This window comes from Massilia sp. YIM B02763 (assembly GCF_030412015.1).
Classification (GTDB): domain Bacteria; phylum Pseudomonadota; class Gammaproteobacteria; order Burkholderiales; family Burkholderiaceae_D; genus Telluria.
Genome location: NZ_JASNRD010000001.1, coordinates 574828 through 589815, shown reverse-complemented (window position 1 = coordinate 589815; position 14988 = coordinate 574828). Strand labels below are relative to the sequence as shown.

Genomic DNA, 14988 nt, shown 5'->3' with positions numbered 1-14988 from the left:
CATGGGTCCCTGCCTGCGCAGGGACGACGGGCATCACTCAGAAATTGTGCCGCATCCCCAGCACCGCGCCGCGCAGGGTCGCGCCCGCCTCCGCTCCGATCCCGTTGATGGGGAAGTCGTAGGTGGCATTGCGCTCGTTGTCCAGCAGCGTGTAGTAGGCATACAGGCTCGTGCGCTTGGACAGCATGTAGTCGTAGCCCAGCGTCGCGTGGGTGGCGCCCGTGTCGGGCCCGCTGTGCAGGAAGCCGATGGTCGCCGTCGATGCGCCGCTCGCGTCGCCGGCGCGGCCCACCGTCAGGCGCAGGCCGTGCAGGCCCATCTGGTGGGAGACGGAGACGAAGGCCGCGTTGCGCGCCAGCTTGCCGGTGGCGGTTTCGTACTCGAGGCGCTCGCCGATGATGGCCACGCGCGTCTGGCCCCACAAGGTCTTGTCGAACTGGTAGGCCAGGGCCGCCTTGCTGCCCGTGTCGTCCAGCCCCGGGCCCTGGTATTCGTGGTGGCGCTCGTGCGCCAGCGTCGCGTACCACGGACCTTGCGTGTACACCGCGGCGGCGGACCACAGCGACGGCTTGGCGCCGTTGGCCGGCGATTCCTCGTTCATGCCGCGCGTGAGGCGCAGCGACAGGCCGTGCCATTCGGGCGTCCAGTAGTGCAGGGAATTGGCCTGGCGGCGGTCGAAGGAATATGTGTTGTTGACGTTGTCGACCGAGGAGCCGGAACCGTTGGCGAGGATGCTGATATAGCCCGCCGTGGTCGGGTAGAACGGGTCCAGGCCGGACGTGGCGCCGTTGTAGGCGGTGACCCAGTGGCCGGCGAACAGCGTGCCCCAGGGGCCGTCGAGGCCCACGCGGGTGTCGCGCCGGAACGGCTCGCCCGCGCCCGTATCGGGAGACAGCGTCCCTTCGAGCTGGAAGATCGCCTTCAGGCCGCCGCCCAGGTCTTCGCTGCCCTTGAAGCCGAGCACGGAGCGGTTGTTGACCATGCGGGTCTGGGTGAAGCCGCTGCCGTTGTCGACGTGTTCCATCGACACGTTCAGGCGGCCATAGATCTGCACGCCGTCCTGGGCGTGTGCATTCTGGACGGCGGCGCACAGCAGGCAGGCCGCGGCGCCGAGGTAAAGCGGTTGTAACATGGGCAATCTCCTTCGCCCCGATTGTGCAGGGCGACAGCGAGCTTGCCAGCTATCCGAACGTATACCGTGGGCTGCCCCGTGGGTTGCCTCAGTCCATCGGGCTGCACTGCTCGGTGCCCGCCGCCATGGCCTTCAGGCGCGCCGGTTCGAGCAGGATCACTTCGCGCTTGTCCACCTGCACCAGGCCCATCTTCTTGAAGCGCGACAGCAGGCGGCTGATGCTTTCGATGGTGAGGCCCAGGTAGTTGCCGATGTCCTCGCGCGACATGCGCAGCTGGAAGCTGGTCGAGGAATAGCCGCGCGCGGCGTAGCGGGTCGACAGGTTCACGAGGAACACGGCGAAGCGCTGTTCGGCGCGCATATTACCCAGGAGGAGCATGACGTTCTGCTCGCGCGTGATTTCCTTGCTCATGATGCGGTGGAAGTGGCGCAGCAGGTTGGGCACCTCGCCGAACAGCTCTTCCAGGTTGTCGAACGGGATCTCGCACACCTCGCTGTCTTCCAGCGCGACGGCGTCGCAATGGTGGCGGTCGCCGCTGATCGCGTCCATGCCCAGCAGTTCGCCGGCCATCTGGAAGCCCGTGATCTGGGCTTCGCCGGCCGCGTTCACCTGGTAGGTCTTGAAGTGGCCGAAGCGCACCGCGTACAGGCTGCGGAACGGCTCGCCCATCTGGTACAGGCGCTCGTCGCGTGCGATGCGGCGGCGGCGGCCGATGATCTGGTCGAGGCGGTCGATCTCGGCATCCGCCAGGCCCATCGGCAGGCACAGCTGGCCCATGCTGCATTGCTGGCAGCTGACCTTGAGGGCCTGGACGTTCAAGGGCTGGTCGGCGGTAAGGATGGCGGCTTGGGTCATGGCGGGAAGGGGAGCATCGACAGTGGGATTATAGTCGCCATCGCCGGGAATCTCGACCATCGCGGCGCTTTTTCGCCCTTTCGGCCGCCAAATGTGTCGTATTCAGGTGCGATGGTCCTGCATGTGCTGGTTTAACTCGGGCATGTCGTCGACTTCCCGGTCGAGCGGCATCTTGAGCAGCCGGTTCTCCTTGACGACGAGGGCGGCGGCCCAGATCACCATGACCAGGCCCGCCACGGTGGTGAGGGCGCCCGCGTACTTGAGGAAGGCCGTGCCCTTGAAGATGGCGTCGGCCACGACGATGATCAGGGTGCCGATCAGCAGCATGGCGGCGTACAGGCCGAAGTCGGTGGCGCGGCGCATGCAGTCGATGCGGCGGCGGTACAGTGCCACCTCGTCGCGGATCGTGTCCTTGCGCTGGCCGTCGGCGCCCTGGCGGTAGTTGTCGATCAGGCCGCGGTAGCGCTCGTAGGCGCTGCTGTAGCGTCCCTGCAGCAGGTGCATGAACATCCACGATGCGAATACCAGGCCGGCATTGGGCCCGACCGCTTGCAGCACTTCCTTGAATTCAAAGTCCATGGGTTTCCTTTGCGATGCGCCGGACGGCAAGGCCTGCGCGTCCCGTCTGCATCAAACATCGATGCAGTGTGCATCGCCGTGGTGGGCGCGGCAAGCGTGTGCGCCCCGTGCGCATGTAAGATTGGCCATACGACCTCGGGAGGACTTTCATGTTCGGATTGGCGGCACTGGACCTGGCACGCTTGCAATTCGCGTTCACCATGTCCTTCCACATCCTGTTCCCGGCCATTACCATCGGCCTGGCCAGTTACCTGATGGTACTGGAAGCGTGCTGGCTCAAGACGAAGCGCCAGGTGTTCGTCGACCTGTACCACTTCTGGCTGCGCATTTTCGCCGTCAACTTCGGCATGGGCGTCGTCTCCGGCATCGTGATGGCCTACCAGTTCGGCAGCAACTGGAGCGCCTTTTCCGAATACGCGGGCGGCATCGTCGGGCCGCTGATGACCTACGAGGTATTGACGGCGTTCTTCCTGGAGGCGGGCTTCCTCGGCGTGATGCTGTTCGGCTGGACCCGCGTGGGTCCCGGCCTGCATTTCCTCGCCACCTGCATGGTGGCGCTGGGCACCCTGATCTCGGCCACCTGGATCCTGGGCGCCAACAGCTGGATGCAGACCCCGCAGGGCTATGCGATCGAAGGAGGGCGCATGGTCCCCGTCGACTGGCTCGCCATCGTGTTCAATCCTTCCTTCCCTTACCGCCTCGCGCACATGGCGATCGCGGCGTTCCTCTCGACCGCGCTGTTCGTCGGCGCGTCCGCCGCCTGGCACCTGTTGAAAGGAAACGATCGCCCGGCCGTGCGCACCATGTTCTCGATGGCGATGTGGATGGCCCTCGTGGTGGCGCCCATCCAGGCGTTCGTGGGCGACATGCACGGCCTGAACACGCTGCGGCACCAGCCGGCCAAGATCGCCGCGCTGGAAGGCCACTGGCAGAACGAGGGCGACGCGCCGCTGCCGCTGCTGCTGTTCGGCGTGCCGGACATGGAGGCGGAAAAGACCCGCTTCGCCGTCGGCGTGCCGCGCCTGGGCAGCATCATCCTGACGCACTCCTGGGATGGCCAGATCAAGGGCCTCAAGGAATTCCCGCGCGACGAGCGGCCGAATTCCCTGATCGTGTTCTGGAGCTTTCGCGTCATGGTCGGCCTGGGCCTCCTGATGATCCTGCTGGGCGCCTGCAGCCTGTGGCTGCGCCGCGGCGGGCGGCTGTACACGCAGCGCACGTTCCTGCGCTTCGCCGCCTGCATGGGGCCGGCGGGGCTGGTGGCCGTGCTGGCCGGCTGGATCACGACCGAGGTCGGGCGCCAGCCCTGGGTCGTGTACGGCGTGCTGCGCACGGCCGACGCAGCCTCGAAGCACGGCGTGGCGCCGCTCGCGCTGTCGCTGGCGCTGTTCGTCGTCTCCTACTTTTTCGTGTTCGGCGTCGGCATCGCCTACGTGCTGCGCCTCGTGCGCAAGGGGCCGCAGGCCTTCGACGTGCACGGCGCGCCGCGGGGCGGCCCGGGCGGCAAGCGCACGCCGGCGCGGCCCCTGTCGGTGCCCGAGAAGGATGCCGCCGACACCCCGCCCTGAGGAACCCGCATGGACTTCGACCCCACGGCCGTCTGGGCCGCGATCATCTTCTTTTCCGTCTTCATGTACGTGGTGCTGGACGGCTTCGACCTCGGCATCGGCCTCCTGTACCCGTTCGTGCGCGGACGGCGCGAGCGCGACACGATGATGAACACGGTGGCCCCCATCTGGGACGGCAACGAGACCTGGCTGGTGCTGGGAGGCGAGGGGCTGCTGGCCGCGTTCCCGCTGGCGTATTCCGTGATCCTGTCCGGCATCTACCTGCCGCTGATCTTCATGCTGGTCGGCCTGATCTTCCGGGGCGTGGCGTTCGAGTTCCGCTTCAAGGCCAACGACCGCGAACGGCCCATCTGGGACCTGGCCTTCATCGGCGGTTCGGTGACGGCCGCGTTCTTCCAGGGCGTGTCGCTGGGCACGCTGCTGCAAGGCATTCCCGTGTCGGGCCGCAGCTACGCCGGCGGCCCGCTCGACTGGCTGGCGCCGTTCCCGCTGGCGGCCGGCTGCGGCGTCGTGGTCGCCTACGCGCTGCTGGGCGCGACCTGGCTCGTGATGAAGACGGAAGGCGAGTTGCAGCAGCGCATGATCCGCCTGGCGAAGCCGCTTGCCTGGCTGCTGCTGGGCGCGATCGGCGGCGTCAGCATCTGGACGCCGCTGGCCTACCACCAGGTGGCCGAGCGCTGGTTCGGTTTCCCCAACCTGCTGCTGCTCTCGCCCGTGCCGCTGCTGGTGGCCGCGTGCGCCTTCATCCTGCTGCGCGCGCTGGGGCGCGATCCCTTCCGCATCCCCTTCGTGGCGGCGCTGGGGCTGGTGCTGCTGAGCTACGTGGGCATGGCGATCAGCATCTGGCCGCACATCATCCCGCCCACCATCACGATCTGGGAAGCGGCGGCGCCGCCGGCGTCGCAGCGCTTCACGCTGGTCGGCGCCCTGGTCGTGCTGCCGCTGATCCTGGCGTACACGAGCTGGTCCTACTACGTGTTCCGCGGCAAGGTCGGCGCGGACCAGGGCTACCACTGATGCGGCGCTTGTGGCTGCGTCGGCTTGCGTGGATGCTCGCCTTATGGCTGGGCGGGGTGGCCGCCCTCGGCGTCGTGGCCTGGCTGTTGCGCGTCGCGATGCGCGCCGCGGGCCTGCGTTGAGCACTTTCATTCCAGGTGGATACAGCCCCTGCCAAAAGTCGTATCGTGTGCATTTCTTTTGTCACGGCTGCTAGACTCGCATCAAACTTCGCCAATGGGAGCAGCATGTCCGAGCAGCAGCAAGACCGGCAGCAGGATCTTCACCTGCACGAGGAAGACCAGGCCCGTGCCGACTTCTACGCATTGTTCGCGCGCCTGCTGCTGGCGCCGCCCGATGCCGCGTTGCTGGCGGCCCTCGCGCATGCCGATCCGATCGCGGCCAGCGGCGAATTCGCGCTGGAAGATGCATGGCTCGCGCTGACCCAGGCCGCCGGCGTCGTCGATGCGCGCGCGGCGGCCGACGAATTCGACCTGCTGTTCGTCAGCACCGGTACCCCGCTGCTCAATCCCTACGGCTCCTTCTACCTGACCGGCCACCTGAACGACGTGCCGCTGGCCGAGCTGCGCCGCGATATGGCCGTGCTGGGCCTGGCACGCGCGCCGGGCAGCGGCGAGTTCGAGGACCACCTGGGCGCCGTGTGCGAGACGATGCGGGTGCTGATCCAGGGTGGCCCGGGCGCCATGCCCCGCCCGCTGCCGGCGCAGAAGGCCTTCTTCGAGACGCATGTGCGGCCCTGGTACGCGGCCTGCCTGGCCGACATCGCGGGCGCGGAAGCGTCGAACTTCCACCGCGTCGTCGCGCGCGTGGTCGACGCCTTCCTGTCGATCGAGGCCCAGGCCTTCGCCGTCCTGGATCCGCTCGATCCCGCACTCGACCCACTGACCGGCCAGCCGCGCCTGCCGCGCGCCGACCTGCGCCACGCCTTGCCCGCGTCCAGCCCGGACGTGCCGGCCGACACCACCTTGACCGCATGAGGCCAACGATGAACGAGAACCCGCGACCGCCGGCCCAGGACCGGCCCGATCCGACCCGCCGCAGCCTGCTGAAGGCGGCGCCGCTGGGCGCGCTCGCCGTGGTGGCGGGCAAGGCCGATGCCGCGGCGCCCGCGCCAGTGGCCGCGCCGGCGCCCGCGCCGCGGCCCAAGGGCTACCACGAGACGGAACACATCCGCACCTACTACCGTACCGCCGCCTACTGGTGACCCCATGCCCGTGAACACATACGAACGCTCTCGAAGGAGTTCGCAATGACCCTGGTGAAGACATCGCGCGACAGCGGCCTGAAACGCCGCCGCTTCCTGGCTGGCGCCGGCATCACGGCCGGCGCCGGTGCGCTCGCGCGCCACCTGCCGCTGAACGTGATCGGGCCGGCCAATGCGGCCGACCCGGCCGCGCAGGCCCAGCCCAAGACCGAGATCAAGCACACGGTCTGCAGCCACTGCTCGGTGGGCTGCTCGGTCGAGGCGGTGGTCAGCAACGGGGTCTGGATCCGCCAGGAAGCGGCGTTCGATTCGCCCATCAATATGGGCGCCCACTGCGCCAAGGGCGCGTCCGTGCGCGAGCACGGCTTCGGCGAAAAGCGCCTGCGCTACCCGATGAAGCTCGTCAACGGCAAGTACGAGCGCATCTCCTGGGACCAGGCCATCAACGAGATCGGCGACCGCCTGCTGCACCTGCGCAAGGAAGCGGGGCCGGACGCGCTGATGGTGATCGGCAGCTCCAAGCACAACAACGAACAGGCCTACCTGCTGCGCAAATGGGTGTCGATGTGGGGCACCAACAACTGCGACCACCAGGCCCGCATCTGCCACTCGACCACCGTGGCCGGCGTCGCCCAGACCTTCGGCTACGGGGCGATGACGAATTCCTTCAACGACCTGCACTACAGCAAGGCCGTGCTGTTCATCGGCTCGAACCCGGCCGAGGCCCACCCGATCTCGATGCTGCACTTCCTGCACGCGAAGGAGCTGGGCGCGAAGATGATCGTGATCGACCCGCGCTTCACGCGCACGGCGCGGTTCGCCCACCACTACGTGCGCGTGCGTCCCGGCACGGACATTGCGCTGGTCTGGGGACTGATCTGGCACATCTTCCAGAACGGCTGGGAAGACAAGGATTTCATCGCCGCGCGCACCTACGGCATGGACGACGTGCGCAAGGAAGTCGCCAAGTGGACCCCGGACAAGGTCACCGAGGTGACCGGCGTGCCGGAATCGGCCGTGCGCAAGGCGGCCGAGATGCTGGCGACGAACCGTCCGTCGTCCGTGGTCTGGTGCATGGGCATCACGCAGCACCACGTGGGCACGGCCAACGTGCGGGCGCTGTCGATCCTGCAGCTGGTGCTCGGGAATATCGGCGTGCAGGGCGGCGGCGCCAACATCTACCGCGGCCACGACAACGTGCAGGGCGCCACCGACGTGGGCCCGAACGCCGATTCGCTGCCCGGCTACTTCGGTCTGGCCGAGGGCGCGTGGAAGCACTTCGCCAACGTCTGGGGCGTCGACTACGAATGGCTCAAGTCGCGCTACGGCTCCAAGGAGCTGATGGAAAAGTCCGGCATCACCGTGTCGCGCTGGTACGACGGCGTGCTGGAACAGAACCAGTACGTCGACCAGCCCAGCAACCTGCGCGCCGTGATCTACTGGGGCCACGCGCCCAACAGCCAGACCCGCCTGCCGGACATGAAGGCGGCCATGCAGAAGCTCGACATGCTCGTGGTGATCGACCCGTATCCGAGCATGACGGCCGCCATGCACGGGCGCGAGAACGGCGTCTACCTGCTGCCGGCCGCCTCGCAGTTCGAATGCCAGGGTTCCGTCACCGCGTCGAACCGCTCGATCCAGTGGCGCGAAAGGGTGATCCAGCCGCTGTTCGAATGCAAGACCGACCACGAGATCATGTACCTGTTCGCGAAAAAATTCGGATTCGCCGAGCAGCTGGTCAAGAACATCAAGGTCGTGCACAACGAGCCCGTGGTCGAGGACATCCTCCGCGAGATCAACCGCTCCTGCTGGACCATCGGCTACACGGGCTGCTCGCCGGAGCGCCTGAAGCTGCACATGCAGAACAAGCACACGTTCAACCCGACCACGATGCGCGCCGAGTCCGGCCCCTGCAAGGGCGACTACTACGGCCTGCCGTGGCCGTGCTGGGGCACGCCGGAAATGAAGCACCCGGGCACGCCGATCCTGTACGACCTGCACAAGCCGGTGGCCGAGGGCGGCCTGCCGTTCCGCGCCAACTGGGGCGTGGAGCACAACGGCGAGAGCCTGCTGGCGGCCGACGGCTCGTTCACGAAGGACAGCGAACTCGATACGGGCTACCCGGAATTCGACCACGTGTTCCTGAAAAAGCTGGGCTGGTGGGCCGACCTGACGCCGGAAGAGCAGGTCCAGGCCGAGGGCAAGAACTGGAAGACCGATCTTTCCGGCGGCATCCAGCGCGTGGTGATCGCGCACGGCTGCGCCCCGTTCGGCAATGCGCGGGCCCGCTGCAATGTGTGGAACTTCCCCGACCCGATTCCCGTGCACCGCGAGCCGCTGCTGTCGCCGCGGCGCGACCTGGTGGCGCAGTACCCGACCTACGACGACAAGGCCGCGTTCTGGCGCCTGCCGACGCTGTACAAATCCGTGCAGCAGGTCGACTTCTCGAAGGACTATCCGCTCATCATGACCTCGGGCCGCCTGGTCGAGTTCGAGGGCGGCGGCGACGAGACGCGCTCCAACCCCTGGCTGGCCGAGCTGCAGCAGAACATGTTCTGCGAGGTGAACCCGCACGATGCGGCCCAGGTGGGCGTCAAGCTGGGCGACTTCATGTGGGTCGAGACCCCGACGGGGGCGCGCCTGAAGCTGATGGCGATGGTCACGCCGCGCGTGCCGGAAGGCCTCGTGTGGATGCCTTTCCACTTCGGCGGCTGGTGGATGGGCGAGGACTTGAAGGACCATTATCCGGAGGGCGGCGCGCCGCAGGTGCGCGGCGAGGCCGTCAATACGGGCTGGACGTATGGCTACGACGCCGTGACGATGATGCAGGAAACCAAGGTATCGCTGTGCCGCCTGGTGCGCGCGTGACGGCGGGAAGGAGAAACGCATGGCCAGGATGAAGTTCATTTGCGACACCGAGCGCTGCATCGACTGCAACGGTTGCGTGACCGCCTGCAAGAACGAGCACGAGACGCCATGGGGCGTGAACCGCCGCCGCGTGGTGACGATCAACGACGGCATGCCGGGCGAGCGCTCGATCTCGATGGCCTGCATGCATTGCACGGACGCGCCATGCCTGGCGGTCTGCCCCGTCAACTGCATCTACCACACCGAGGACGGCATCGTGCTGCACTCGAAGGACCAGTGCATCGGCTGCGGCTACTGCTACTACGCCTGCCCGTTCGGCGCACCGCAGTTTCCCGAGACGGGCCTGTTCAACCACCGCGGCAAGATGGACAAGTGCACGTTCTGCGCCGGCGGCCCGGAACCGGACACGTCGGAAGCGGAATTCAAGAAGTACGGCCGCAACCGCATCGCCGAGGGCAAGCTGCCCGCCTGCGCCGAGATGTGCGGCACCAAGGCGCTGATCGGCGGCGACGCCAACATCCTGGCCGACATCTACCGCCAGCGCGTGGAGACGCGCGGCTACGGTCCCGAACTGTGGGGCTGGAAGATCGCCTACGGCAAGCCCAAGCGCGGCGGCAGCATCGGCGCCAAGGGCGACGCGCCGCGCATCAACCAGGTGCCGGGCCAATCGCAGAACGATCCGGGGGAGCAGCCGACATGAAGACCATCGCGAGACTCTGCCTGATCGCCGTGCCGCTGGCGCTGCTGGTCGGCTGCCTCGAAGTCGACCAGCACCCGGCCTGGATCAAGGGCCAGTACGCCGGCAAGACCGACAACCGCCAGCAGCAGGTCATGTTCCACAACGACAAGCTCGCCTGGTGGGGCACGATCAACAACCGCAACCAGCTGCAGAACGAATACAACCGGGCCAACCCCTAGGAGAAACCCATGATGCGCGCATTCCAGTATCTGCCGCGGGCGCTCGTTCCCTGCATCCTCGCCGTGCTGGCGCTGCTCGTGCTGGCCGGCGGGCCGGCCCGCGCGGGCGTGCCCAACGAGCGGGCCGAGCCTGCGTACGCGGAAGAGCAGACGATCCTGCAGGCCGAAGCCGACTCGCGCAGCCCGGAACCGGGACTGGCCTCGGCCTCGTCCGGCCGCGTGCACGTCGACCGCCACTACCTGGGCCAGTACGGCCACACGGAGGGAACCGTGATCGTCCAGCGCGGCGGCAATACCTGGCGCGAATGGCGCAACGGCCCGATCGCGACCATGACGGGCACGCTGCTGGTCGTCGTGATCGTGGCGATCTTCTTCTTCTACCGCCTGGTCGGCCCCGCGCGCACCGATGCGCCGGAAACGGGGCGGCGCATCCAGCGCTTCAACGGCTGGGAGCGCTGGGTGCACTGGGCGACGGCGATCAGCTTCATCGTGCTGGCCGTGACGGGGCTGGTAATCATGTTCGGCAAGAAGCTCCTGATCCCGCTCGTCGGGCACGACGTGTTCGCCTTCATCGCCTACGTCTTCAAGTACCTGCACAACTTCATCGGCCCGCTGTTCATCGTGTGCTCGGTGCTGATGTTCTTTACCTTCCTGCACCGTAACTTCCTCAGGAAGATCGATTGGGAATGGGTGAAGCAGGGCGGGGGGCTCGTCAGCCACAAGCACGTGCGGGCCGGCTTCTTCAATGCCGGGGAGAAGGCCTGGTTCTGGCTGGGCGTGACGCTGCTGGGCATCGTGATGTCGGTGACGGGCCTGATCCTGGACTTCATCGGCTTCGGCCAGACCCGCTACGTGCTGCAGGTGGCGAACACACTGCACATCGTCGGCGCCATGTTCTACATCGCCGCCGCCATGGGCCACAGCTATATCGGCACCTGGGGCACGCCGGGCGCCTATCACGCGATGCGCCACGGCACCGTCGACGAATCCTGGGCCAAGGCCCACCACGCCGTGTGGTACGAGGAAGTCAAGGCGGGCGTTCCGCCCGGCACCTTCGACGACCGCACGCCGCCCGACCAGCCGCCCGGCAGCCCGCCCAATCATCCGCCGGGCCAGGCGCCGAACGCGGGCATGCCGCCGCGTCCGGCCCATTGAGGAGCGCACCATGAAGACGGCACCGAATATCGCGCTTGCGGCCGTTGCTGCCATGCTGCTGCTGGCCGCGGCCGGCTGCGCGAAGCACGGCGACACGGCCCAGCGCCAGACCAAATTCCCCGGCATGGTCTCGGCCGGCGGCGGCACCAGCGGCCAGGTGATGGCCGCCAACGGCGGTCCCAAGACCGACGCGACCTACGCGGGCGGCACGCCGGGCATCGCCGGCGGCAGCGGCGGCAATACCTCGGGCGCCGCCACCGGCGGCACCGTCACGGAAAGCGGCAAGGGCCCCACGTCCGGCGTCAGCAACCCGGGTGCGGCCAGCATGCCTGGCGGCGGACCCGCGCAGCAACCGAGCGGCGAGAACACGCCGCCGCCGGGCGCCCCGCGCGACGCGCCGGCCACGGGCGCCGTGCACCGCGATCCCGCCGCCGGCGCGGCTCCGGGTCGTTGAACTGACGGAGGAGAACGCGATGAACGAACGAACGACCGCACGCCGCTGGATCCGCGCCGCCGCGCTGGCGCTGGCGGGGATGTCCGGCGCCGCCCTGGCCGCGTTGCCGCCGCCGCCGCCGCCGACCCCGGCCCAGCAGCAGGCGGCGGCCGACAAGAAGGCCAAGGCCGACGCCCAGGCCGCCAAGGACAAGGAAAACCTGGCCGCGTCGATGGACGCCGTCAGCGCGCGCTGGCGCGCCCGCGCCGCCGCCCAGGGCTGGAAGACCCATGCGCCGGTGGCCATTGCCGCCGCGCCGGCTTCGGCCGCGCCGGCCGTCGGCGGCGGCCCGGCCGGCCAGCCGCAGGGCAAGCTCACGCCGGCGGGGGCCGCTGCGCCCATCCAGAGCGAAAAGCACGGCACGGCGCCGCCCAGCGAGGACGTCAAGGCCGGGCCGACGAAATCCGTCCCGGCAGGCACGCCGCCGACGGTGCAGAAGGGTTCGCCCGACGCCAGCAAGAAATGACGACATCAAGGACGAGGACGCGATGAAAATGGGCAGCATGCCGATTGCGGTGCTGATGCAGCGCCGCGTGGTCAGGACCCGCTGGACCGAGGACGAAGCCTGGTCCGCCGTGGGCATCGTGCCGGACCGCGGCAACCTGGCGTCCGTCCAGGAGCTCAGCCGTTCGCCGGAACGCGACTATTACCTGGTCTCGGGCCTGGAGCTGGAACTGTACCCGGACGAGAACGAAGGCTATTACGAGAACTGCATGGCCCCGGAATCGAAGGTGTTCGTGCTGTGGCGCATGCAGGACGGCCGCGCGATGCCCGTGCGCGCCTCGGTCAGCTACGTCGAGGGCACGCGCATGTTCGACTCGGGCGAGAGCGCCGACGGCGTCGACATGCCGGCCGAGGTGTACACCTGGCTCGCCGCCTACCTGCGCGAACACTACCAGCCGCAGCCGCGCAAGAAGGGACGCCAGCACGGATGACGGATCGAGCCATGCCGGACGAAGGCTTCCTGCGACGCTGGTCGCGCCGCAAGACGGAGACGAAGCTCGGTGTCGCGCCCGCCGAGGAAGCGTCGACGCCGCTTCGGCCCGTGACGGCCGTCCCGGCGGAGCCGGCGCCGGAGCTGGAGCCGCCGGCGCCGGTGCGTTTGCCGACCCTGGACGACGTCGCGGCCTTGACCGGCGAATCCGACTTTTCCGCCTTCGTCGCGCGCGGCGTCGACGGGGCGGTGCGGCGCACGGCCCTCAAGAAGCTGTTCGCCGACCCGCACTTCAACACGATGGACGGGCTGGACGTGTACATCGACGACTACACGAAGCCCAGCCCCGTCTCCGACGCCATGCTTGCCTCGCTGGACCATGCGAAGAGCGTGTTCCGCCACCTGATCGACGACGAGCCCGATGAAGCAGCGCCGCGGCCGGACGTGCCGCCGCCATCGCCAGAGCCGGCAGAACAACTACAACCAGCACCCCCACCGGAACCAGAGACACGATGAATATCCGCTTGATCGAAGGCCAGGACGCCGACCCGCAGCAGGAGGCGCGCAACCTGCTGGCGCGCGCGGCGGCGCTTGCGGCGCTGGACACCCTGAGCCCGCCGGACGCGCTCGACACGGTCGCCTACCGCTCGGCCGGCAATACGCTGGTCGTCGGCAGCCGCGCCGACGCGCTGCCGCTGGCCGACCGCCTGGCGGCCGCCTTGCCGGTGACGGTCCTGCTGCTGGACGAAGGAGAGGACATGCCGGCGCCCTCGCTGCGCATCTATCCCGTGTTCCAGGCCCGCGCCCTCGTGCTGTCCGGCTGGCTGGGCGCCTTCGAGGCGACCTGGCAGGTGGCGGGCAGGGCGCCGGAACATGCCCGCTTCGACCTCGTCGCCGACCTCGGCGCCGCGCCGCGGATCGGCGCGCACCAGCGTCCGCATGGTTACTACGCGCCGGGGCCGGGATTGGCGACGGACGCGGAGGAACTCGACGCGCTGGCCGACGAATTGCTGGAGATGGTCGGCGACTTCGAGAAGCCCAAATACTTCCAGTACAAGGAGCGCCTGTGCGCGCACAGCCGCAACGAGCGCACGGGCTGCAACGCCTGCATCGCCATTTGCTCGGCCGAGGCCATTTCGGGCGCGGGCGACCTGGTCAAGGTCAATCCCTACCTGTGCGCCGGCTGCGGCGCCTGCACGACGGTCTGCCCGACGGGCGCGCTGGCCTATGCCTACCCGTCCGCCGAGCACACGGGGCGGCGCGTCCAGGCGATGCTGAACGCCTACTTCGACGCGGGCGGCAGCGATCCCGTGCTGCTGTTCCACGGCGTGCCGGGCGCCGCGATGCTGGTCGGGCTGGAACGCGACGGCCAGGCGCTGCCGGCGCGGGTGCTGCCCGTCGGACTGCACCATGCGGCGTCGACGGGCATCGACGTCTGGCTGGCGGCGCTGGCCTGGGGCGCGGCCGGCGTCGCCGTGCTGACGACGGACGAGGAAGCGCCGCAGTACGTGGGCGCGCTGGAGCGCCAGATGGCCGTCGTGCAGGATGCGATGGCGGGGCTGGGCTATGCGGGACCGCACGTGCAGCTGCTGCGCGCCGGCAGCGTGCAGGAACTTGGGCTGGCAATGGGCCATGCCCCGCGCGGCGCGGTGCCGGCCCGGCGCGCGGGCTTCCACCTGGCGCGCGACAAGCGCGACACGCTCGAGTACGCGCTCGACCACCTGTACCGCCATGCGCCCGTGCAGCCGGACGAGGTGGCGCTGGCGCCGGGCAGCCCGTTCGGCGCGCTGGCCGTGGACCAAACGGCCTGCAGCCTGTGCATGTCCTGCGTCGGCGCCTGTCCGGCGCATGCGCTGCAGGACGGCCAGGGCCTGCCGCAGCTGCGCTTCATCGAGAAGAACTGCGTCCAGTGCGGGCTGTGCGCGGATACCTGCCCGGAAGACGCGATCGCGCTGGTGCCGCGCCTGTCCTTCCTGCCCGCGCGCAAGCAGCCCGTGGTTCTGGCCGATACGCAGCCGTTCCACTGCATCCGCTGCAGCAAGCCGTTCGGCACCGTGCGCATGATCGAGGCGATGCTGGCGCGCCTGTCCGGCCACCCGGCCTTCGCCGGCAACCTGGACCGCATGCGCATGTGCGGCGATTGCCGCGTCGTCGACATGATGGCGCCGCAGGGCGAGATGACGATCGGCCAGGCGAGCGAACTCAAGCGCCGCTAGGCCGGCGCGCGGGCACGGTCGCGCGCGGGCGCGCGGCCGTGGCAGAAT

Annotated in this window: 17 protein-coding genes; 14 read left to right on the top strand and 3 right to left on the bottom strand. The window is 68.7% G+C overall.

The window, feature by feature from the left end; genetic code table 11:
* Positions 1-37: 37 nt before the first annotated feature.
* The 3 genes from QPK32_RS02520 to QPK32_RS02510 form a co-directional block, all read right to left on the bottom strand.
* Positions 38-1132 (bottom strand): porin, encoded by a 1095-nt coding sequence (locus tag QPK32_RS02520; RefSeq protein WP_290411202.1) that lies wholly within the window; start codon positions 1130-1132, stop codon positions 38-40.
* A gap of 88 nt (positions 1133-1220) precedes the next feature.
* A complete protein-coding gene (gene fnr, locus QPK32_RS02515) occupies positions 1221-1988 on the bottom strand; it encodes a fumarate/nitrate reduction transcriptional regulator Fnr (RefSeq protein WP_290411201.1) in 768 nt (255 codons plus the stop codon).
* 102 nt (positions 1989-2090) lie between these two features.
* Complete coding sequence (locus QPK32_RS02510; protein WP_290411200.1) at positions 2091-2567, bottom strand: DUF2721 domain-containing protein; 477 nt, start codon at positions 2565-2567, stop codon at positions 2091-2093.
* 149 nt (positions 2568-2716) lie between these two features.
* On the opposite strand from QPK32_RS02510, the gene QPK32_RS02505 reads away from it, so the two are divergent.
* From QPK32_RS02505 to QPK32_RS02440, 14 genes are all read left to right on the top strand, one after another.
* Positions 2717-4135: a cytochrome ubiquinol oxidase subunit I gene (locus QPK32_RS02505; protein WP_290411199.1), complete on the top strand. Its 1419-nt coding sequence runs from the start codon at positions 2717-2719 to the stop codon at positions 4133-4135.
* Positions 4136-4144: 9 nt separating this feature from the next.
* A complete protein-coding gene (gene cydB, locus QPK32_RS02500; RefSeq protein WP_290411198.1) occupies positions 4145-5152 on the top strand; it encodes a cytochrome d ubiquinol oxidase subunit II in 1008 nt (335 codons plus the stop codon).
* Complete coding sequence (locus tag QPK32_RS02495) at positions 5152-5274, top strand: DUF2474 domain-containing protein (RefSeq protein ID WP_290411197.1); 123 nt, start codon at positions 5152-5154, stop codon at positions 5272-5274. The genes cydB and QPK32_RS02495 overlap by 1 nt, the downstream gene beginning before the upstream one ends.
* 105 nt (positions 5275-5379) lie before the next feature.
* Complete coding sequence (locus QPK32_RS02490) at positions 5380-6129, top strand: molecular chaperone (protein WP_290411196.1); 750 nt, start codon at positions 5380-5382, stop codon at positions 6127-6129.
* An 8-nt stretch (positions 6130-6137) separates the two neighbouring features.
* A complete protein-coding gene (locus QPK32_RS02485; RefSeq protein WP_290411195.1) occupies positions 6138-6356 on the top strand; it encodes a formate dehydrogenase in 219 nt (72 codons plus the stop codon).
* 45 nt (positions 6357-6401) lie between these two features.
* On the top strand, positions 6402-9224 hold the full coding sequence (locus tag QPK32_RS02480) for a formate dehydrogenase subunit alpha (RefSeq protein ID WP_290411194.1): 2823 nt from the start codon (positions 6402-6404) through the stop codon (positions 9222-9224).
* A 19-nt stretch (positions 9225-9243) separates the two neighbouring features.
* A complete protein-coding gene (gene fdh3B, locus QPK32_RS02475; protein ID WP_290411193.1) occupies positions 9244-9924 on the top strand; it encodes a formate dehydrogenase FDH3 subunit beta in 681 nt (226 codons plus the stop codon).
* A complete protein-coding gene (locus QPK32_RS02470; RefSeq protein WP_290411192.1) occupies positions 9921-10142 on the top strand; it encodes a hypothetical protein in 222 nt (73 codons plus the stop codon). Before fdh3B ends, QPK32_RS02470 begins: the two co-directional genes overlap by 4 nt.
* Before the next feature lie 9 nt (positions 10143-10151).
* A complete protein-coding gene (locus QPK32_RS02465) occupies positions 10152-11297 on the top strand; it encodes a formate dehydrogenase subunit gamma (RefSeq protein WP_290411191.1) in 1146 nt (381 codons plus the stop codon).
* 10 nt (positions 11298-11307) lie between these two features.
* A complete protein-coding gene (locus tag QPK32_RS02460) occupies positions 11308-11751 on the top strand; it encodes a hypothetical protein (RefSeq protein ID WP_290411190.1) in 444 nt (147 codons plus the stop codon).
* 19 nt (positions 11752-11770) lie between these two features.
* Entirely contained in the window at positions 11771-12256 is a 486-nt protein-coding gene (locus tag QPK32_RS02455) for a hypothetical protein (protein ID WP_290411189.1), read from the top strand.
* 22 nt (positions 12257-12278) lie between these two features.
* Positions 12279-12725 (top strand): DUF3305 domain-containing protein, encoded by a 447-nt coding sequence (locus QPK32_RS02450; protein WP_290411188.1) that lies wholly within the window; start codon positions 12279-12281, stop codon positions 12723-12725.
* On the top strand, positions 12722-13240 hold the full coding sequence (locus QPK32_RS02445) for a DUF3306 domain-containing protein (RefSeq protein WP_290411187.1): 519 nt from the start codon (positions 12722-12724) through the stop codon (positions 13238-13240). The genes QPK32_RS02450 and QPK32_RS02445 overlap by 4 nt, the downstream gene beginning before the upstream one ends.
* The gene (locus tag QPK32_RS02440) at positions 13237-14940 is read left to right on the top strand and encodes a 4Fe-4S binding protein (protein WP_290411186.1); all 1704 of its coding nucleotides are present in this window, start codon (positions 13237-13239) and stop codon (positions 14938-14940) included. The genes QPK32_RS02445 and QPK32_RS02440 overlap by 4 nt, the downstream gene beginning before the upstream one ends.
* Positions 14941-14988 lie beyond the last annotated feature (48 nt).